15 protein-coding genes and 1 other annotated feature are annotated in these 21,959 nt (G+C 44.5%); of the genes, 1 reads left to right on the forward strand and 14 read right to left on the reverse strand.

Going from position 1 to position 21,959, the window contains the following annotated elements:
* Positions 1-3 precede the first annotated feature (3 nt).
* Positions 4-1,344 carry a glutamyl-tRNA reductase gene (hemA, locus tag BM126_RS11450; protein ID WP_090989636.1) on the reverse strand — a complete coding sequence of 447 codons (1,341 nt, stop codon included), beginning with the start codon at positions 1,342-1,344 and terminating at the stop codon, positions 4-6.
* A gap of 328 nt (positions 1,345-1,672) precedes the next feature.
* Here hemA and BM126_RS11455 point away from each other — a divergent pair, with 328 nt between their 5' ends.
* Positions 1,673-2,155, forward strand: a complete 483-nt coding sequence (locus BM126_RS11455) for a LiaI-LiaF-like domain-containing protein (protein WP_090989637.1) — start codon at positions 1,673-1,675, stop codon at positions 2,153-2,155.
* A 330-nt stretch (positions 2,156-2,485) separates the two neighbouring features.
* On the opposite strand, the gene yihA is transcribed toward BM126_RS11455, so the two are convergent.
* The 13 genes from yihA to ilvB all read right to left on the reverse strand — a co-directional run bounded on the left by yihA (position 2,486) and on the right by ilvB (position 21,216).
* Positions 2,486-3,067, reverse strand: a complete 582-nt coding sequence (gene yihA, locus BM126_RS11460) for a ribosome biogenesis GTP-binding protein YihA/YsxC (protein WP_071350099.1) — start codon at positions 3,065-3,067, stop codon at positions 2,486-2,488.
* On the reverse strand, positions 3,064-5,385 hold the full coding sequence (gene lon, locus BM126_RS11465; protein ID WP_090989638.1) for an endopeptidase La: 2,322 nt from the start codon (positions 5,383-5,385) through the stop codon (positions 3,064-3,066). Before lon ends, yihA begins: the two co-directional genes overlap by 4 nt.
* 461 nt (positions 5,386-5,846) lie before the next feature.
* Positions 5,847-7,511 (reverse strand): ATP-dependent protease LonB, encoded by a 1,665-nt coding sequence (gene lonB / locus BM126_RS11470; protein WP_090989639.1) that lies wholly within the window; start codon positions 7,509-7,511, stop codon positions 5,847-5,849.
* Between the two features lie 580 nt (positions 7,512-8,091).
* Positions 8,092-9,360 (reverse strand): ATP-dependent protease ATP-binding subunit ClpX, encoded by a 1,269-nt coding sequence (gene clpX / locus BM126_RS11475; RefSeq protein WP_071352107.1) that lies wholly within the window; start codon positions 9,358-9,360, stop codon positions 8,092-8,094.
* A gap of 591 nt (positions 9,361-9,951) precedes the next feature.
* Entirely contained in the window at positions 9,952-11,244 is a 1,293-nt protein-coding gene (gene tig / locus BM126_RS11485) for a trigger factor (RefSeq protein ID WP_090989641.1), read from the reverse strand.
* A gap of 179 nt (positions 11,245-11,423) precedes the next feature.
* Entirely contained in the window at positions 11,424-12,452 is a 1,029-nt protein-coding gene (locus BM126_RS11490) for a tetratricopeptide repeat protein (protein WP_090989642.1), read from the reverse strand.
* A 572-nt stretch (positions 12,453-13,024) separates the two neighbouring features.
* Entirely contained in the window at positions 13,025-13,624 is a 600-nt protein-coding gene (leuD, locus tag BM126_RS11495; protein ID WP_071352111.1) for a 3-isopropylmalate dehydratase small subunit, read from the reverse strand.
* 23 nt (positions 13,625-13,647) lie between these two features.
* Positions 13,648-15,069, reverse strand: coding sequence for a 3-isopropylmalate dehydratase large subunit (leuC, locus tag BM126_RS11500; protein ID WP_090989643.1), 1,422 nt, complete (start codon positions 15,067-15,069; stop codon positions 13,648-13,650).
* Between the two features lie 123 nt (positions 15,070-15,192).
* Positions 15,193-16,305 carry a 3-isopropylmalate dehydrogenase gene (leuB, locus tag BM126_RS11505; RefSeq protein WP_090989644.1) on the reverse strand — a complete coding sequence of 371 codons (1,113 nt, stop codon included), beginning with the start codon at positions 16,303-16,305 and terminating at the stop codon, positions 15,193-15,195.
* A gap of 25 nt (positions 16,306-16,330) precedes the next feature.
* Complete coding sequence (locus tag BM126_RS11510; protein WP_090989645.1) at positions 16,331-17,863, reverse strand: 2-isopropylmalate synthase; 1,533 nt, start codon at positions 17,861-17,863, stop codon at positions 16,331-16,333.
* Complete coding sequence (ilvC, locus tag BM126_RS11515) at positions 17,850-18,875, reverse strand: ketol-acid reductoisomerase (protein ID WP_090989646.1); 1,026 nt, start codon at positions 18,873-18,875, stop codon at positions 17,850-17,852. The genes BM126_RS11510 and ilvC overlap by 14 nt, the downstream gene beginning before the upstream one ends.
* A gap of 110 nt (positions 18,876-18,985) precedes the next feature.
* Positions 18,986-19,501, reverse strand: a complete 516-nt coding sequence (gene ilvN, locus BM126_RS11520; RefSeq protein WP_090989647.1) for an acetolactate synthase small subunit — start codon at positions 19,499-19,501, stop codon at positions 18,986-18,988.
* Positions 19,498-21,216 carry an acetolactate synthase large subunit gene (ilvB, locus tag BM126_RS11525; RefSeq protein WP_090989648.1) on the reverse strand — a complete coding sequence of 573 codons (1,719 nt, stop codon included), beginning with the start codon at positions 21,214-21,216 and terminating at the stop codon, positions 19,498-19,500. Before ilvB ends, ilvN begins: the two co-directional genes overlap by 4 nt.
* A gap of 113 nt (positions 21,217-21,329) precedes the next feature.
* Positions 21,330-21,583: a binding site (T-box leader), on the reverse strand.
* Positions 21,584-21,959: the final 376 nt, after the last annotated feature.

The following is a 21,959-nucleotide window of genomic DNA, read 5'->3' on the forward strand; positions in this document are numbered from 1 at the left end:
TTATTACGCTTGAGCAGGAATCATCTGAACTCCTGCACCCTTTATAACAGTTTCTTTGTCTGCTGGAGATGGGCTACTAGATGCTTCTAAATGAAAGATTTTCACAAAACGGTCCAATGCTTCCCTGGCATTAGGCTCATTTGCCATTTCCTTCGCATAAAGGATCGGATCTTTCAGCATCTGGTTAATGATGCTTTTAGTATGTTTGTTCAAAAGCTTGATATCCCGTTCGCTAAGATGAGGCAGCTTTCTCTCGATGCTTTCCATTGTTTCTGACTGAATGCCCAGGGCTTTTTCGCGCAGTGCAGAAATAACAGGCACGACACCCAGCATATTAATCCACTGATTAAATTCGACAATTTCCTGTTCAATCATCAAGCGGATATTTTCTGCAGCTTTCTTCCGTTCAGCAAGATTGGACTGCACAATTCCTTCAAGATCATCAATGTCATAAAGAAAGACATTTTCAGATTCCGAAATCGCTGGATCCAAATCACGCGGAACAGCAATGTCGACCATGAAAATCGGGCGGCCCTTTCTCACTTTGTCCACATTATCCATCATGTCCTTTGTGATGACAAAATCTTTTGCACCTGTTGAACTGATCAGGATATCCGCTTCTGCCAAGGCAGACTGCAATTGGGAAAGTTCTTTTGCCTGTCCTGAAAAACGCTGGGCAAGAGCAGCGGCTTTTTCATGTGTACGGTTGATGACGGTCAAATTGCCGGCACCGTTTCCGTGCAGGTTCTGTACCGCAAGCTCGCCCATTTTGCCGGCGCCAAGAATCAATACATTCTTGCCGTCCAAGCTTCCGAAAATTTTCTTGGCCAGTTCAACAGCTGCATAGCTGACTGACACGGCATTGGTATTAATCTCTGTTTCAGAGTGAGCTTTTTTGGCTAATGTCAGCGCCTCTTTGAATAGATGATTGAACACAGAGCCAATCGTCTTTTCCTGCTGCGCCAGCATGTAGCTTTGGCGGACCTGTCCGAGTATCTGTGTTTCGCCAAGAACCATAGAATTCAACCCGCAGGCAACCTGAAACAGGTGCTCTGCAGCTCCGTCTCCTTCGTACACAAATATATAAGGAGAAAACTCTTCCTGCTCAATCCCGAACCATTCTGAAAGAAATTCTTTTATATAATATCGGCTAGTATGGACCTGGTCGCCTACCACATAAATTTCTGTGCGGTTACAGGTAGATACTATGACGTTTTCTAATATGCTTTTTTTATTTTTAAGAGCTTTCATTGCCTCAGCCAGTTCAGCTTCATCAAATGACAGCTTTTCACGTATTTCGACAGGGGCAGTCTTATAATTTAGTCCAACCGCTAGTATATGCATCCCTTGTTTGCACCCCCAAGATTTAATCAATTAAGAACCTTAATTATTATACCATGTACAATTTCGTGAAACGAAAAAAATTATGAACAGTTTATGAAACATATGCTAACATGAAAATGGACTAAACAATTCCACCCCTGCAGGACGAAAGTTTTTTTCTTTGAATATGAAAGGAAAAAAGTTTAGACTGTCCTTTTTGAAGCGTTTATTATTAAAAGGAAACATCCTTATCCTTGTTTACATATTTGCCGCCTTTGGCATACATACAAAAGTACCATAACAAAAATGAATAAGTACTTCAAGTAATTGGCATATCCAGGAGGTAATCATGAAATCACAGCGTATTTTCCCCGGTTTGATCTTAATAGGATTCGGTCTATACTTTTTTCTGAAACAGGCAAACATTGAATTGTTTCAGGGCTTTTTCAATTGGCCTACGATTCTGTGCATTGTCGGTATCGCCTTTTTGATACAGGCATACAGCGGAAAGGATAACGAAGCCATATTGCCGGGTGTCATCCTTTTCGGATTCGGGATGCACTTCCATGTCGTCCACCGTCTTGAGATATGGCCTGATAATATTGGAGTGTTCATCTTAATCATAGCCCTGGGCTTCATCCTGCGGGCAAGGGCTTCCAGCTCTGGATTGTTTCATGGTGTTGTATTATTAGTCATTTCCCTTCTTTCCTTATTTTATGACAAAATTACAGGCATGATGGGATTAATTAAAATAGGCACAGCCGACCCTGCTAAATTTTGGCCATTCATCGTGATGCTGATTGGTATCATTCTGCTTGTGAAAAAGAAATAGGATATGGGCAGCAGGCCTTTTATCCCTTTGTCCGCATTAAAAAGAGCCTGGCCATCCTTTCGGAATGTGCCAGGCTCTTCTTTTGGGCAGGATTATTGTTATCTTATAATCCGGCGTTAATGCCAAGATTTAAAGCGCTTCGCTTTTTACATAATCCAGCTCCAGCGCCTAGCTCGCTGTGCAAAAGATGTTTTGGTCTCAGAAGGCAAAGAACGCCTTCCAAGGCCAAAACCCTATTTGCTTAGGCCCCCAGGATGGGGGTCACAAAGACGTTGCCACAGGACGTGGCGTCCTTAGTCTTTGATCCTATGAACAAGGCGCTTTCGCTTTTTACATATACTTGCTTAGGATGCCCCATGCTTTTTCTTTTCCTTCTCCTGTTTCACCAGAAAACAGAATCAGTTCGTCTTCTTTATCAAGGCCCAATGTTTCACGGGTGATTTTTAAGTGCTTTTGCCATTTGCCTTTTGGAATTTTATCGGCCTTTGTAGCCACGACGATGCGCGGCAGGTCATAGTGCTTCAAAAATTCGTACATCGCGATGTCATCCTTTGTTGGAGGATGGCGAAGATCTACAATCAGCAGGGCTGCACGAAGCTGTTCACGGTTAGTGAAATACGTTTCAATCATTTTGCCCCAGGCTGCACGTTCGGACTTAGATACCTTAGCATATCCATATCCCGGTACATCCACAAAGTGAAGGCTGTCATTAATAATATAAAAATTCAGCGTTTGTGTTTTTCCTGGCTTAGACGAGGTTCTTGCAAGGTTTTTCCGGTTAATCATCTTGTTGATAAAGCTGGATTTGCCCACGTTCGATCTTCCTGCTAATGCAAATTCAGGAAGCTGCTCGCCGGGGTACTGTTCAGGCTTTACAGCACTTATCACAATATCAGCGCTTGTTACTTTCATTCAATTTCACCTGCCAATGCGTGTTCAAGTACTTCATCTACATGTGAAACGAGAACATATTCTAAATCTTTCCGGACGCTTTCAGGGATATCATCAATGTCCTTTTCGTTATCCTTTGGAACAATGAGCTTCGTTAATCCTGCACGATGGGCCCCAAGGGATTTCTCCTTCAAGCCGCCAATCGGCAGTACGCGCCCTCTAAGCGTAATTTCGCCAGTCATTCCGACTTCCTTACGGACAGGCACCCCCGTTAATGCTGAAATCAATGCGGTTGCCATCGTAATTCCAGCTGACGGGCCATCCTTTGGAACTGCTCCTTCAGGCACATGGATATGAATATCATACTTTTCATAAAAGTCCGGATCAATATGAAGCTTTTCAGCTTTGGAGCGGACGAAGCTGAATGCAGCCTGTGCCGATTCCTTCATTACATCACCAAGCTTACCGGTCAGAACCAGTTTTCCTTTGCCAGGAGAAAGGGACACTTCGATCTGAAGGGTATCTCCGCCAACTGAAGTATAAGCAAGCCCAGTAGCAACGCCTACCTGGTCTTCGGCTTCGGCCTGGCCGTAATGGAACATCGTTTTCCCCAGGAAATCAGCCACATTGGCCTCACTCACCACCACACGCTTTTTCTCGCCAGACACGATGATTTTCGCTGTTTTGCGGCAGATGCTAGAAAGCTGGCGCTCAAGACCCCGTACTCCAGCTTCGCGTGTATAATAGCGGATAATTTGAAGCAGCCCATCATCGCGGATTTGCAGCTGGGACTTTTGCAGCCCGTGACTTTTCAGCTGTCTTACCAAAAGATGCTCTTTCGCAATATGAAGCTTTTCAATTTCCGTATATCCGGCAATATTAATGATTTCCATTCTGTCGCGAAGCGGTCCCGGTATCGTTGACAGATCATTGGCTGTCGCGATGAACATGACCTGTGAAAGATCATAGGTTTCTTCTATATAATGGTCGCTAAAGTTATGATTTTGCTCCGGATCCAATACTTCAAGCATGGCTGAAGATGGGTCACCGCGGAAGTCGCTGGACATCTTATCGATTTCATCGAGAAGGAAAACAGGATTGATGGTTTCAGCCTTTTTCATTCCCTGAATAATCCGGCCGGGCATAGCCCCTACATATGTGCGCCTGTGTCCGCGGATTTCAGATTCATCTCTTACCCCGCCTAGAGAAACACGCACAAAGTTCCGGTTCATGCTTGCAGCAATTGATTTGGCAAGACTTGTTTTACCGACCCCAGGAGGTCCAGCAAGACAAAGAATCGGCCCTTTCAGGGAGTTTGTCAGCTGCTGTACAGCCAAAAATTCGAGCACACGTTCTTTGACTTTTTCAAGGCCATGATGATCGCGGTTCAATATTTTTTCTGCCTTGATGATATTCAAGTCATCCTTTGTGGTTTTCGACCAGGGAAGAGCAACGAGCCAGTCAATGTAGTTGCGGATTACCGCACTTTCAGCAGAACTGGATGGAACCTTTTCATAGCGGTCCAGTTCTTTGTAGGCTGTTTTCTCAACATGTTCAGGCATGCCGGCAGCTTGTATTTTCCCGGTAAGATCGGCAATTTCGCCGGTCTTTCCTTCTTTGTCTCCAAGCTCCTTCTGGATAGCCTTCATCTGTTCGCGAAGATAGTACTCTTTTTGTGTGCGTTCCATTGAGCGTTTGACGCGCTGCCCGATTTTTTTCTCGAGATTCAGCACTTCTTTTTCATTGTTGATGATCTCAATTACACGCACGAGCCGCTGCCTGACATCTAAGGTTTCCAGGATCTCCTGCTTTTCCTTTGGCTTCAGCGGCAGATGGGAAGAAACAATATCTGCAAGCCTCCCTGGTTCTTCGATATCAGCCGTTGATGAAAATGTCTCTGCGGTAATTTTCTTTGACATTTTTATGTATTGCTCGAAGTATTCAAGGAGAGTCCTCATTAATGCCTGATGTTCGGTTTCTTTGTCTTCACTGTCTTCGAATACTTCAAGCTTGGCGGAATAATGCGTCTCATTATCGTAAAAAGAAACGATTTCTGCCCGGTTTAAACCTTCTACTAAAACACGGATTGTCCCATTGGGAAGCTTTAGCATTTGTTTAACTTTTGTAAGTGTCCCCATGGTATATATATCTTCTTCTCCGGGATCATCCAGAGATACATCTTTTTGTGTGGTTAAAAAGATGAGATGGTCTTCTACCATTGCTTTTTCAAGGGCTTGTACAGACTTATCTCGTCCTACATCCAAATGCAGAACCATTGTAGGATACACAAGCAGTCCTCGTAGCGGCAGGAGGGGGACGATGATTTCTTTATCAGCCATAGCCTGACACCTCCATAAATGATCTATCTATTTGCAACATGTGCGTTCACTTATAAATTACCCTGTTTGACAACCTTTTAACAATTCTATCTTATTTGTATGAAAGTGTCTATTTGTTTGGCCAGCCAACGCGCTGTGGTGAAGTTGATGCGGCTAAACCTGTTTTAATAAAATACTGTTTCCGAAAACTTTGCTGCTTTGAAACAAGATGGCTGATTTCCGCTCCAGGATGCTCGCTTTCCGCGGGGCGGGCGGTGAGCATCCTCGGCTGCGCCTGCGGGGTCTCACCTTCCCGCTAATCTAAGCAGGAGTCTCGCACCTTACGCTCCAATCAACCCGATTTAACAACGAGATCTCCTTACAGAATTCATTAAAAACAACAGTCTTTATGAAAAGAGCCTAAAAAAAGAGCTTCAGCCAAATAGAGATGCCCCGGTAAGGGTAAACCGGGGCCGTTTTTGTTATACACTTTCTTTTTTCGAAATGCTGATGGACGGGATAATATTCTCCGGGATGACATCCTTTAATAATGCCTTGTCAAACACATCCTTCAGTTTCGATACTGGTATAATAGTTATTCCATCTATTTCCTGCAGGATGCTCTGCATATTTTCCTCTGGGATGATCACAGTATCAGCTCCTGCAAGCTTGGCTGCTTTGATTTTTGGTATGACTCCGCCAATCGGCTTCACCTGTCCATGGATGCTGATTTCACCTGTCATAGCCACCTTATGATTCACTGGAATTTTATAAATTGCCGAATATATCCCTGTCGCCATCGCGATACCAGCAGAGGGGCCATCAACAGGACTGCCGCCCGGGAAGTTAACATGAATGTCAAACTGATCAGCCGGCACACCCATGGAGCGGAGTACGGTGATGACATTTTCAATCGATCCTTTTGCCATACTTTTTCTGCGGATCGACTTCCCGTTTCCGCCTATGCTTTCTTCTTCAACGATTCCGGTAATATTAATGCTTCCTTTATCAATTGCAGGAATGACCGTTACTTCTATCTCAAGAAGGGCTCCTGAATTCGGCCCGTAAACAGCAAGTCCGTTCACAAGGCCAACTTTTGGCTTTTCCTTGATTTTCTGGTCCATCCGGGGAGTAAGCTGGCTGCTATGGGCAATCCATTCGATATCTTCGTCTTTAATAAAATTTCGGTCCTCAGTAATAGAAATCCCCGCTAGCGTCTGAACCATATTTACAGCTTCCCTGCCATTCCTGGCATACCCTGAGATGGTTTCGAGCCCTTTCTCGCTGATGGCAATCCTCACCTTTTCAGCTGCACGTTTGCTGACCTTTATAACCTCACCGCGTTCAAGATCTCTAAAAAACACCTCTAGGCACCGGGAACGGATAGCCGGCGGAATTTCACTCGGGGTCCTTGTTGTTGCTCCAATCAACCTGAAATCAGCCGGAAGGCCATTTTTGAAAATATCGTGGATATGTGTAGGAATATTCACGTTTTCTTCCTGATAATAAGCACTTTCCAGGAACACTTTCCGGTCTTCCAGTACCTTCAATAGCTTATTCATCTGAATCGGATGCAGCTCCCCTATCTCATCTATGAATAGGACGCCTCCATGTGCATTTGTTACAGCACCTTGCTTCGGCTGCGGAATGCCAGCCTGACCCATCGCTCCTGCACCCTGGTATATCGGGTCATGGACAGAACCAATTAATGGATCGGCAATTCCCCTTTCGTCAAAGCGGGCTGTGGTTGCATCAAGCTCTACAAATACGGCTCCCTGCCTGAATGGGGACTTGTTATTTTTTTTGGCTTCTTCAAGAACCAGCCTGGCTGCCGCCGTTTTCCCTACTCCGGGAGGCCCGTATATGATGACATGCTGAGGGTTGGGGCCGCATAACGCTGCCTTCAGAGACTTAATTCCATCTTCCTGTCCCACAATATCTTCAAATGACGTTGGCCTTACTTTCTCGGATAACGGTTCTGTCAGCGAAATGGAACGCATCTTTCTCAGCTGATCCATTTCCTTTTTCGAATCACGGTCTATGGAAACTTTTTGCGTTCTTTGCCCTTTCAGCAAATTCAAAAAATAAACGCCAATGATAATCCCAAAAAACAATTGGATAAACAAAGCAATACCTGTCCAGCTCATCGCATTCCCTCCTGCAACACCTTTAATCTTATTGATAGTATCTCCTTTGTTGAACTGAAATAATCCAAGTTTTTGAGAAGGTATATGCTGAAAGGGCAAGGGATTTCATATCGCTCGAATGAAGCTCGATTTCGCTCGATTAGTTGAAGAATTGGCTCTAATCATCACTGATTTGACTCGAATCCTTTCTAATGTGAAACGACTTGCTGTATTTAACAAGTGGTTGATTTCCGCTTCAGGATGCTCGCTTTCCGCGGGGCGGGCGGTGAGCATCCTCAGTTGCGCTTGCTGGGTCTCACCTTCCCGCTAATCCCGCAGGAGTCTCGCACCTTACGCTCCAATCAACCTGATTTACCAATATAATTGACTCGCAGAACTCATAAAAAAAAACAATCTTTAAGAGAAAACTCTTCATTAAAAGGTTGTCTTTTAGTTTTTTTTGAATTTTCAGTTAAATGGATAGTTTAGAAAACAGCTTTAATGAAAGAAACAGCCACTATATCTTCCTCACATGTTTGCAATGATAAAAAAAAGTCAAAAAAGAGCTGCCGGCATGCCGGCAGCTCTTTCGTACGATTTATTAAGCAGAAGTTTTCTTTTCTTGGCCTTTAATTGTGGTGCCATCTTTGAGAACAAGCTTCGGTGGCTCATTATCTGTGATGGTATCAGCCGTGATGATGCACTTATCGATATCATCTCTTGAAGGGAGGTCAAACATCATATCTAGCATGATTCCTTCAATGATTGAACGAAGTCCGCGCGCGCCGGTTTTCCGCTCAATGGCTTTTTTGGAGATTTCAACAAGAGCTTCCCTTTCGAACTCAAGCTCGACATTATCAAGCTCCAGCATTTTTTGATATTGCTTAACAAGCGCATTTTTAGGCTTAGTAAGGATTTCAATTAATGCTGATTCATCCAATTGCTCAAGTGTAGCGATGACTGGCAGACGGCCGATGAACTCAGGAATCAGTCCAAAGCGTAGCAAGTCTTCAGGAAGAACTTTTGACAGCAATTCCTTTTCAAGTACATCGTCTTTCTTGACATCAGAGCCGAAGCCGATAACCTTTTGGCCTAAACGGCGTTTAATGATTGGTTCGATACCATCGAATGCGCCGCCGCAGATGAACAGGATATTCGTTGTATCAATCTGGATGAATTCCTGATGAGGATGCTTGCGCCCGCCTTGTGGCGGTACACTTGCAACCGTGCCTTCAAGAATTTTCAGCAATGCCTGCTGTACACCTTCACCTGATACGTCACGTGTAATGGAAGGGTTCTCAGACTTACGGGCCACTTTATCGATTTCATCGATATAAATGATTCCCTTTTCTGCTTTTTCCACATCATAATCAGCAGCCTGGATCAGCTTAAGCAGGATGTTTTCTACATCTTCGCCCACATATCCGGCTTCAGTCAATGAAGTAGCATCTGCAATTGCAAAAGGAACGTTAAGAAGACGTGCCAATGTTTGCGCAAGCAATGTTTTACCGCTACCTGTCGGCCCAATAAGAGCAATGTTACTCTTCGCAAGCTCAACATCATCTACCTTGCTGTTGGAATTGATGCGCTTATAATGATTATAAACGGCAACAGCAAGTGACTTTTTCGCCTGCTCCTGTCCGATGACATACTCGTCCAGAATTTCGCGGATTTCCTGCGGTTTAGGAACATCCTTAAATTCCACTTCTTCTTCTGTGCCAAGCTCTTCTTCCACGATCTCCGTGCAAAGCTCGATGCACTCGTCACAAATATATACACCTGGACCTGCTACCAGTTTACGGACCTGTTCTTGGGTTTTACCGCAAAAAGAACACTTAAGCTGTCCTTTTTCATCATTAAATTTGAACATGAACTCTCACCCCTTTATATACTCTTCCAATCTATACTCAGTGAAGAATCCGATATTGAACCATTCTCCATCAGCAAAAAGCATTTCGATCTGGCATACAAGAAATAATAAAAAAAGCATATGTACTTCCTGCGGCTTCAGAAACTTCAAAAAAACTATGCGCACGCCTCGGGACTTTGCGGCTTGCCTGCAGAATGCTTTCCATTTCTTATATGAATTGCATTTTACCATGTTCCGTGAAGTTTTGTAATTAAAATGCTTAGCCATGCAAGTTGTCCAATAAACAACAATTAAAACTCATAATATGTATTTTGCCCGATACCAGCATTCCCAAACCTTTTGAATGTAAAAAGTCAGGGTCTGTATATATATGTATATGCGGTATTAGAATTAATCTACACTGAAATCCAAAAAAAATCAATCAGTTACAGCAGATATCACCCTAATTATTATTCCCCATTATTCGCGTTTAACAAGGGAAAATGTCCAATATGTATAAAACAAGGCACGATTGCTCGCGCCCTGTCGAATCATCAGCACTCAAAAAAGCAAAAATTGCTTCCGGAATGCCTCTGAAATTATGTTATTGAATTAAGCTTCAACTGTTTTGCTGTTTTCAACAAGGAAGTCGACAGCTTTTTTGATTTTTAGATCAGACTTAACACCGTCTAAGCTGCCAAGAGCTTTTTTGATGTCTTCAGCGTTCATGTTATACATTTCAGCCATTTTGCTGATTTCTGCATCCACATCTTCGTCTGTAGCTTCAAGGTTTTCAGCTTCAGCAATCGCTTCAAGAGTAAGGCTTACACGGACTTGATTTGATGCTTCGTCTTTCATTTGAGCTTTAAGAGCTTCTTCGTCCTGTCCAGAGAACTGGAAGTAAAGCTCCATGTTCATTCCTTGAGACTGAAGGCGCTGTTCGAAGTCTCCAAGCATACGCTGAACTTCGTTTTCTACCATTACTTCAGGAATGTCGATTTCTGCAGCAGCTGCAGCTTTTTCGACAACTGTGTCACGGACAAAGTTTTCTTTTTCATGCATTTTGTCATGCTCAAGGTTTTTCTTTGTTTTTTCTTGAAGTTCAGCTAAAGTTTCAACTTCTTCGTCAACATCTTTAGCAAACTCGTCATCTAATTCAGGAAGCTGTTTTGTTTTGATTTCGTGAATTTTCACTTTGAATACTGCAGGCTTTCCAGCAAGCTCAGCTGCATGGTATTCTTCAGGGAAAGAAACTTCGATATCTTTTTCAGCGCCTGTTTCAAGTCCGACAATCTGTTCTTCGAAGCCAGGGATGAAAGAGTTAGACCCAAGCTCTAGTGAATGGTTATCAGATGCTCCGCCTTCGAATGCTTCTCCATCAACGAAACCTTCGAAATCAAGAACGACAGTATCGCCGTTTTCAGCAGGCTGTCCTGCTTCTTTAACAACAAGCTCAGCTTGGCGCTCTTGAAGTGATTTGATTGCTTCCTCTACGTCAGCGTCTGTTACTTCAGAATTGAATGCATCTACTTCGATGCCTTTGTATTCTCCAAGCTTCACTTCTGGTCTAACAGTAACTGTAGCTTTGAAGATAAGGTCTTGTCCTTTTGCCATTTGTTCAACGTCAATTTGAGGACGGTCTACAGGGTAGATTCCAGCTTCTTCAACTGCACTTGCATATGCATCAGGAAGAATGAAATCAAGTGCATCATCAAATAATGATTCCACACCGAATCTTCTTTCGAACATCTGGCGAGGCATTTTACCTTTACGGAAACCAGGAACGTTAATTTGCTTTACAACTTTTTTGAAAGCAGCGTCCAAACCTTCAGTAACTTTTGCTGCTTCTACTTCAACCGTTAAAACTCCTTGGTTGCCTTCTTGCTTTTCCCATTTTACAGACATGTGTTTCCCTCCAAAAAATCTATATAATTCATGAATAAGCAATGGATGATTCTGCTTTGTATTCCCACAAGTCATCCTGCGGCCATTCCCCAAGATATCGGGAATTTGCCGTGTTTGGTGAATGCATATTACAACCACTACATTATAACACAGGTTCCTTTTGTTTCAACAGCAATAGCTTAAATAATAGGATAAGAAATTTCTTCATACTCCTTCAATTCCTGAACTGTTTTCATGACCGATTCAGCGTCTGCTCCGTATTTCCCGGCCGCTTCTTCTGCCGTACACTCACCGCTTTGGTATTCATCCCCGAGCACATGATAGGCCGCTGCCCATGCCGGATAGTCTTGTTTTTCAGGCTCAAAAGGGTAAATCAGGAAATGATGCCTTTCAAAAAGGCTCAGAATCATTTCAGCCTGTGTCGGATTTTCCTGCCCCAGCACATCTTCAATCATGCCGGACACCGCTGTGAAAAATTCTCCTGTTTTCAATGGTGGCAGCTCTGAAGGTACAAGTTTTGTTTTTTTGGAAAACTTCACAATCTCAATTTCCCTGTCGTACTCCTGGTCCTGAAGAATGTTTAGCAGCAGTGTTTTCAAAAAAGGGTGGCCTTCATCCGAGGCCAGGTAATCCTTGATTTGCATGATAAATGGCCTTGCATTTATATCAGCAAGCTTTGAGATGCCAAGTAGGATTTCGCTTTCCGTTTTATCCTTGAATAGCTCTGTCTCCTTCATTTCCTCTTCAAAACGCTCCTGCTTTAAATCAGCCTGTTCCTGCTTTTCTTCAAGCACTCTTTTTGAAAATCCAAGCATTTTCTCGAAATGATCGATTTTATCAAACGGCACCTGATCGTCATCGAGCAAGGCTTCAATGGTTGTGATCATTTCACGATGTTCGTTCAGCTGCAGCAGAACCATTAGATAAATGTTAACCACTTGAAAATAATCCCCGATGCCTTTGTGAAGCAATTCATTGCACAGGTCCCTTGCTTCACTGTAATATCCAAGCTCTACAAATGATACAACAAGACCTACTGCTGATTCAGGGTTTTCGGCGTTCATTTCCCTCGCCTGACTAAATAGATTTGCCGCTTCCTTAAAATCCCTGGATGAAAGCAAATCAAGCCCCTTTTGGACAAGACGTTCCTCCAGATTAGGAAATGGGATGACTTTTTTTTCTGATGCTGTTTTTTTATCTCCGCTCATTTGTAACTCCGCCCTGTCATTTAGCTTAATGAAAATCAGTGTAGCATGAAATGTCTGGAAATACAAAAACGGACGCAAAACAAAAGCACTTGCCCCAATAGCAGGCCACTGGAAAGTCTGTGTATTGCCTTTGTTAAAAAGGACGTTACATTTCCTCTACAGGATGCTCGCTCCAAATAGCCGTGTGCCAGCTGTTTTCGCAAACATTGTTGCTATGGTGGTTGATTTCCGCTCCAGGATGCTCGCTTTCCGCGGGGCAGCCGGTGAGCCTCCTCGGCTGCGCCTGCTTAGGTCTCACCTGTTCTGCTCATCCCGCAGGAGTCTCGCACCTTACGCTCCAATCAACTTGACTTGTCAATGAGAACTTCTCACATAACAAATTGAAAAAACAACAATCTTTAAGAAAAGAGTAAATGAAAAAGAATGTGAACACGAAAAAAGCCATGCTTATTCCAAAAACACGGAATATTCACGGCTTTTTTTAGTTGAGTGTACTAGAGTTTTAAAATGTCGATTGACAGCAGCCTCACTGAAACAGGGAGGATTTTGGTTCTGTATGTGCAGACACTATATTATATAGAAGAAACCGCACTTTTTTTGTTTTCAAAATCACTGATTTTACCTTCATATTGAAGAGTGATGGATATTTCGTCCCAGCCGTTTACCAGCATTTCCTTCCAGTATGGATGAATATCAAATGAAGCATGAAATCCCGAGCCGTCACTTACCTCTTGCTTAGGAAGATCGACAGTAATTTCAAACTCTCCCTGATTTCCTTTCCTCATTAATTCCTCCACATCCTGTTTATCGAGCTGAATGGGGAGCAAGCCATTTTTCAGGCAGTTTCCGTAAAAGATGTCAGCAAAGGACGGGGCAATTACAATATCAAATCCATAATCCTTAAGAGACCACGGAGCATGTTCCCTTGAGGAGCCGCAGCCAAAATTATCCCCTGCAAGCAGGATGCTGGCTCCTTTGAAGGCAGGATGATTTAACTCAAAGTCATCCTTCACTCTGCCTTTTTCATCAAAGCGCCAATTGTAAAAAAGGAACTCCCCGAAGCCTGTACGTTCAATTCTTTTTAAAAATTGCTTTGGAATGATTTGATCTGTATCCACGTTTTCCCTGTCCAGCACGGCAGCTTTTCCTTTATAAGTTGTAATCGGGTTCATCTTCTGCACCTCCAGCCTTGTTTTTAAAAAGTATTTTCACTTTCCGCTAACGAACGGTCCTGATTCCGTATATCCACAAACCTTCCATGAAGAGCAGCATTGGCCGCCATTACTGGGCTTACTAGATGGGTTCTTGCTCCTGCTCCCTGCCTGCCTTCAAAGTTCCGGTTGGAGGTTGAAGCACAATGCTCCCCAGGAGGGACCACATCAGGATTCATGCTCAAGCACATGCTGCACCCGGATTCTCTCCATTCAAAGCCCGCCTCCTTAAAGATGATATCCAGGCCCTCTTCTTCCGCCTGTTTTTTTACAGCTTGAGACCCTGGAACCACCATTGCCCGCACTCCTTCATGCACCTTTTTACCGGCTGCTGCTTCAGCTGCGCTTCTCAGGTCCTCGATCCTCGAGTTTGTGCATGATCCGATAAAAACATGCTGCACAGGAATGTCGGTGATTTTCATCCCTTCTTTAAGATCCATATATGCCAAGGCGCCCTGAAGAGCTTTGGCACTGATGCCCCGGGTTTCACCTGCAGGGATTCTTCCATCCACAGGGCTCGCCATTCCCGGGTTCGTTCCCCAGCTCACCATCGGCGCAATCTGAGAGCCATCAATGATCAGCTCGCTGTCATACTTTGCATCTCCATCACTGCCAAGCTTTCTCCATTCTTCTTCACATTTTTGAAATTCAGCGCCAGAAGGCACATATTTCCTTCCCCGCAAATAGGAAAAGGTGGTCTCATCCGGACTGACAAGCCCTGCCCTCGCTCCTCCTTCAATGGTCATATTGCATACCGTCATTCTTTCTTCCATAGACATACTCCGTATTACTTCTCCGCAATATTCGATAATATAGCCTGTTCCAAAATGGACTCCATTTGATGAGATAATATGCAAAATAACATCCTTTGCCGTTACACCTTTTCCTAATTTTCCGTTTATCTCGATTTTCATTGTTTTAGGCTTTGTCTGCCAAAGGGTCTGCGTGGCAAGGACATGCTCTACCTCACTTGTACCGATTCCAAAGGCAATGGCACCAAATGCTCCATGTGTAGAGGTGTGGCTGTCGCCGCAAACGATGGTCATTCCTGGCTGTGTCAAGCCAAGCTCAGGCCCAATGACATGGACAATGCCCTGATCGGGAGAATCCAAATCCTCAAGCCTAATGGAAAACTCCCTGCAATTGCTGTCGAGCGCTGCCAGCTGCTTTCCGGCTATCTCATCTGTTATGGAGTGCCTGGAAACTGTCGGCACATTATGGTCCATCGTCGCAAAGGTTTTATCCGGCCTCCTCACGCTCCTGCCCTTCATTCTTAACCCCTCAAAAGCCTGGGGAGAGGTAACTTCATGTATATAATGCAAATCTATATACAATAAATCCGGTTTGCCCTCTTCTTCATGAACCACATGGCGCTCCCAGACTTTTTCAATGACCGACTTTCCCATCTCTATTCCTCCATTCTTTTTAGCAGCCTGTAACATGCGGCTATATAGAAAAACACGGCCTGCACATATTTGGCCGTGTTCCGTTTTTGGTGCTTCCAGAAACTTGCAATTGCTTACCTGCAGTTAGGCGTACGCGCCCATAATATTTGCAATGGCCTCCTGGTCAAGCAGGGATGTTTTAATTTCAGCAATCATTTCCCGTGTTCCAAGAGTTTCCTTTCCCCGATGCGCGAGATCCGCTGTCCTGCTGCCATTTTCGAGCACATCGCTGACGGCCTTTTCAATCGCCAGTGCTTCTTCCTCAAGCCCAAATGACAAGCGGAGCATGGAGGCTGCAGACAGGATCATTCCAAGCGGATTTGCTGTGTTTTTCCCTGCTATGTCGGGTGCAGATCCATGGATAGGTTCATATAGATGCGGACCCGAGACTGAAATGGATGCCGATGGAAGCATGCCGAGCGAACCAGTCAGAACAGAGGCTTCATCACTTAAAATATCCCCAAACATATTTTCCGTGACCACCACATCGAATTGCCTCGGATTCTTGATGAGCTGCATGGCCGCATTATCGACAAGCATATGTGTAAGTTCAATATCAGGATATCTCTTTGCAACCTCCTCTGCCGTTTCCCTCCAGACTCTGCTCGACTCAAGCACATTGGCTTTATCTACGGAGGTGACCTTTTTATTTCTTTTTCCGGCAATCTTGAAGGAAAGCTCAATGATTCTCTCAATCTCTTCTTTTTGGTAAAATAATGTATCTACAACTGCTTCTTTACCTTCATATGTCGTCCGCTCACTCGGTTTGCCAAAATAAAGCCCGCCGGTTAGCTCCCTTACTATCAATAAATCTGTTCCTTCTATAACCTCTTTTTTTAATGGTGAAGATTCCGATAAACTGGAATGGAGACTGACAGGCCTTAAGTTTGCATAAAGCTGCAAATCATTGCGGATTTTCAAAAGGCCCCGTTCCGGGCGGAGATGGGGAGGCTGCTCATCCCACTTTGGCCCACCGACCGCTCCTAATAGAACAGCATCACAGTTTTTGCAAAGTTCCACTGTTTCCTCAGGGAGAGGATTTCCGGTATTGTCGATGGCAGCTCCGCCAATCTCGCCGTATTGAAACTGAAAATGATGTCCAAACCTTTGTGCTGCGGCCTGCAGAATTTCCACTGCACCTTGTGCTACTTCCGCTCCAATTCCATCTCCAGGCAAAACTGCAATCTTCCTTATCATCGAAATCTCCCCTTTCAGTCCTGCATCATTGTGCGATTTTTTCTTTCTCGCCGAGGTAAATCACCCGATTGACGGCATTCAGATATGCTTTTGCCGATGCTTCCAGAACATCCTGATGCAGGCCGCGCCCGCTCGTTTCATGGTCTTGATAGCGGATTTTCACATACACCTGTGCAAGGGCATCCCTTCCTGCGCCAACCGATTGAATCCGGTAGTCCAGTAAATTGATTTCAGTATCCATGCATCTTTCCAGCGTGTTGTATAGCGCCTCAACACTTCCTGCACCTGTAGCGGCTTCCTGGACCACTTCATGATTCCCATTTTTCAAAGCTACAGTGGCTGTCGGAACCTGATTGGTACCATACGTGATTTGAAGGGAATTCAGCTGATAAAATGAATTCTCCTTTGATAGTTTTTCATCAAGCACAAGAGCTGCCAAATCTTCATCTGCAATCTCTTTTTTCTTATCAGCCAGCTCTTTAAATTGGACGAATAAACGATTCAGCTCTTCACCTTCTACGGACAGTCCCAGCTCATCCAGTCTGCTTTTGAAGGCATGCCTTCCTGAGTGTTTTCCGAGAACGAGAGAATTGTCTGAAATGCCGACAAGCTCCGGAGATATAATTTCATAGGTTGTTTTTTCTTTTAGTACGCCGTCCTGATGGATGCCAGATTCATGGGCAAACGCATTGCGGCCAACCACTGCTTTATTGGGTGGTATTGGCATACCGGTTAATTTGCTTACCAAATCACTTGTTCTCTTAATCTCTCCGAGTGCAAGGCCTGTATATGCCTGATAATGATCAGCCCTTGTATGAAGCGCAACGCTAAGCTCTTCAAGCGCCGCATTTCCGGCTCTTTCCCCGATTCCATTAATCGTTCCCTCAATCTGCGATGCTCCTGCTTCAATAGCCGCAAGCGAATTGGCAATGGCCATCCCGAGATCATCATGGCAATGAGCTGACAAATGGACTTTATCAATAGAAGGAACATGCTCTTTCAGATAGCGGAAAATTTCAGCATATTCTAATGGGGTGGTGTAGCCCACCGTGTCTGGAATATTAATTACCTTCGCCCCTGCCCGGATCACCTTTTCAACAATCTCAGCCAGATAATCAAGCTCGGTCCGGCTCGCATCCTCTGCAGACCACTGTACAACAGGGAACCGTTCTGCCCCGTACTTCACTGTTTGTACGGCATTTTCAATAATTTCTTCTTTTGTCATTTTTAACTTATACTGCCTGTGGATTGGTGATGTGGCGATAAAGACATGCAGCCTCGGCTCAGCTCCAGCTTTCAGCGCCTCCCATGCCGCATCGATGTCCCCCTGGACTGAGCGCGCAAGTCCTGTCACAGAGCTGTCTCTAATGAGAGAGGCAATTTCTTTTACAGACCGGAAATCTCCTTGTGAGGCCGCCGGGAATCCTGCTTCGATAATATCTGCACCAAGCTTTTCAAGCTGGCGCGCTATTTCAATCTTCTCGGAAAAATTCAAGTTTACGCCTGCCGATTGCTCACCGTCTCTAAGGGTCGTGTCGAAAATATTAATTTTTCGCAAAGGCAGCCACTTCTTTCTTTTGTTGCTGTTTGACAAAAGGCATCATTTTTCTTAATTCCCGCCCTACTGTTTCAATTTGATGCTCATTTTCCCTTCTGTTAATGGCATTGAAGACCGGCCTGTTTGCCTGGTTCTCAAGAATCCAGCCTTTGGCAAATTCCCCTTCCTGAATATCCTTTAGAACCTTTTTCATTTCCCCTTTGACCCTTTCATCCACAATTCTCGGACCGGAAACAAAATCCCCCCACTGTGCAGTATCGGAAATGGAATAGCGCATGTTTTCAAGGCCGCCTTCATACATCAAATCCACAATTAATTTCAGCTCATGCAAACATTCGAAATAGGCGACTTCCGGCTGATATCCAGCTTCTGTCAGGGTTTCGAATCCTGCTTTTACAAGAGACGTCAATCCTCCACACAATACTGCCTGCTCACCGAATAAATCTGTTTCTGTTTCCTCTTGAAAGGTCGTTTCAAGCACTCCTGCCCTTAAAGCACCGATTCCTTTAGCGTACGCAAGAGCCAGCTCCCTCGCTTCGCCGCTCACATCCTGATGGATGGCAAATAGTGCAGGTACGCCTGCTTCTTGTTCAAATGTGCGGCGGACCAGATGCCCCGGTCCCTTCGGCGCAACCAATAAAACATCCGTATCTGCAGGAGGCACGATTTGATTAAAATGAATATTAAAGCCATGTGCGAACATTAGCGCCTGGCCCGCTCTCAATACAGGCTGGATTTCTTCACTGTACACTTTCGGCTGCTGCTCATCAGGCAGCAAAATCATGATTACATCTGCCCTGCTGCTGGCTTCACCAACTGAGTAAACCGAAAAACCGTCATTTTCTGCCTTATCCCAGGACTTCCCTCTTCTTAGGCCGATTACAACCTCTGCACCGCTGTCTCTGAGGTTCTGTGCATGTGCATGCCCTTGAGATCCATATCCGATTACTGCAACCCTTTTATTTGCTAAATATGACTCATTTCCATCTCCATTGTAATAAACCTTTGCCATTTCTAAGCATCTCCCTTTTTATATAATTATTTGCCCTGTTAATTTTGCACGATGTTTTTTTTCAAAAATTAACAATGAGCATTGTTAAGACCATTTTTTAAAACAGCATGTTAAACAATATTCAGGCTCTTGCTTTCACTGCTTTTTTGCATGCCCCTTGGAAAGGCAGTGGTGCCTGTTCGGGCTAGCTCTTTTATTCCAAAAGGCTTGAGCAGCTCGATAAATGCCTCAACTTTGGATGATTCACCCGTAATCTGGATCGTGAGGCTGTCCCTGCCCACATCAATCACTGAACCTCTGAAAGGATCAATGACTGAAAAAATTTCTGAACGCGTTGCAGGATTTACGCCTACTTTAATCAATGCCAGCTCCCTTGCGACAATGGCCTGTGAGCTGATGTCTATCACTTTCAAGATATCGATTTGCTTATTCAGCTGTTTGGTCATTTGTTCAATCACCGTTTCATCCTCTACATGCACGACAACGGTAATCCTTGAAACTCCTTCCTGCTCGGATGCGCCGACTGTAATGCTTTCGATGTTATAATTTCGTTTGGAAAATAAATTCGTAATCCTATTCAGTACTCCAGGCCTATTATTGACAGTCAGTATTAAAATTCCCTTCATCCTTCTACACCCTCCATTTGATCAAGCCCTTTGCCTGGCGCAACCATTGGATATACATTTTCATCCTGCTCCACCTGCATGTCGATCAGCACCGGTCCATTTGCAGCAAGCGCCTTGCTGAGGCAATCGGCTGCTTCTTCCTCCGTACATGCTCTATATCCCTGAATGCCGTATGCATCTGCCAGCTTCACGAAATCGGGCTGTGTCGGAAATTTGCTGTGCGAATATCTTCCTTCATAAAAGATTTCCTGCCATTGGCGCACCATGCCTAGGGAACGGTTATTCAGCACAATGATTTTGACGGGCAAATTCATCTCAGCAATAAGTGATAGTTCTTGGGATGTCATTTGAAAACCGCCATCACCTGAAATGGAAACGACAATGCTTTCCGGTTCAGCAATTTGGGCTCCAATCGCTGCCGGGAGTCCAAATCCCATCGTCCCGAGCCCTCCGGAAGTGACCCAGGCATGAGGCTTGTTGAAAGGATAATACTGTGCAGCCCACATCTGATGCTGACCTACATCTGTCACTACAATGGCTTCGCCTTCTGTTTTTTCATGTATGAGCTGGATTACTTTTTGAGGCTTTAAATTGCCCGTATCATTTTTATACGTGAATGGAAATTCCTTTTTCCAGCTATGCAGCTGCCGCAGCCATTCTGAGGTATCCGGTTTCCTGCCATTTTGCTGAATCAGCTCTGTAAGAGCGTTTTTTGCATCTGCCACTACAGGTATCTTAGTAGGGACATTTTTTCCGATTTCCGCTGGATCGATATCAATATGGGCCACCTCGGCATGCGGAGCAAAAGCTGCCAGGTTCCCGGTCAGGCGGTCATCGAATCTTGCCCCGATATTAATGAGCAGATCACACGTGGATAATGCCATATTTGCGGCATATATCCCGTGCATGCCGCCCATCCCGATAAAGAGCTCATGATTGGCTGGAAAACCTCCGAGGCCAAGCAGTGTGTGAACCACCGGAATTCCCTGCTGCTCGGCATACTCCTTCAGCTCGCATGTTGCCTTACTGTGAAGAATGCCCGCTCCCGCCAGGATCAATGGCTTCTTCGCACCGCTTACTGCTTCAACAAGCTTTCTGATTTGAAGGAAATTCGGTTTCACTGAAGGCTGATAGCCGGGTAAATCCATTTCCTGATTTTCAGGTGCTTCAGCGGCAAATGCTGCGACATCCTTCGGGATATCAATCAGCACCGGTCCAGGCCGGCCTGTTTGAGCAATGTGAAAAGCCTCTTTGATGATTCTTGGAAGGTCAGCAGGATTCCGCACCTGGTAGTTATGCTTGGTGATCGGTGTAGTAATGCCAAGCACATCCGCCTCCTGAAAAGCATCAGAACCAATAACCGTCGTTGCAACCTGTCCTGTAAATGCAACAATCGGCAGCGAGTCAATCATGGCATCAGCAAGCCCTGTAACAATATTAGTAGCCCCAGGCCCGGAGGTTGCAATGACCACCCCGGGTTTCCCTGTAATCCGTGCGTAACCCTCAGCTGCATGAATGGACCCCTGCTCATGGCGGGTTAAAATGTGGAAAAGCCCTGAATCATAGAGTTTGTCATAGATCGGCAGAACAGCTCCGCCCGGATAGCCGAAAATAACTTCTACATTCTCCTTTTTCAATGCGTCAATCATTAATTCGGCCCCGCTTTTTTTCACCGGTACATCTTTCTTTTCAGCCACTACTGCTTTTTCCATCATTTTCTATGATTCCCTCCACTTCTTTAATCTCTGAAATTACATTACAGAAAATTCAGTAAATATTTCCGCGCACAGAAAAGCCTCTTCACCACAATAGACTTGCTCTGCAAGAATAAAGGGGTGAAAAGGCTATATGTCCATTCCACGGTACCACCCTTTTTCGCACTACAATCATGCGCACTTTGAGCAGGTTTCACTGCTCTGTTTTGGTAACGGGTACTGGTATGCACCCGTCCAGCTCTACTGGTCGCCGTTCAAGCTGAAGCTCAAAGGTGAGTTCATGCATTGGAGCATTGCCGGCTTCCAGCTACCCGGCTCTCTGTAAAATGCTTTGCCAATGACTACTTTTCCTTTTCATCGCTATAGGTTATGAAATTTGTAGACAAAAACTTTAAAAACAGATTTTGCTTAACGGCAAAAAGCTTTAAACCATTAAAGCAATTAAAAAATACCATGCCGCCAAATGCCAGGCATTTGCATCTTTTTGCTTTTATCTGCTGTGTTTTTGTCCTTGTTATTTGTGGATTATAATACGCCCATTTTTTTCGCCAGTCAATACATTTTCAAGAATTTTTTGACTATTCGAATTCATTAGATAATTTGTATCCGCTTTCAATGGCAGTCCATTAAGATTTTCTGCCCTTTAAATTTTTTTATAAATTTTTCATGGAAAAGTGGCTGCAAACTCCCGCTGATCAGGAAGACATATTCTGCAAACAAGCTGACATAATGTGCATGGAGAG

Origin of the sequence: Bacillus sp. OV322 (assembly GCF_900112495.1) — a bacterium.
Classification (GTDB): domain Bacteria; phylum Bacillota; class Bacilli; order Bacillales; family DSM-1321; genus Peribacillus.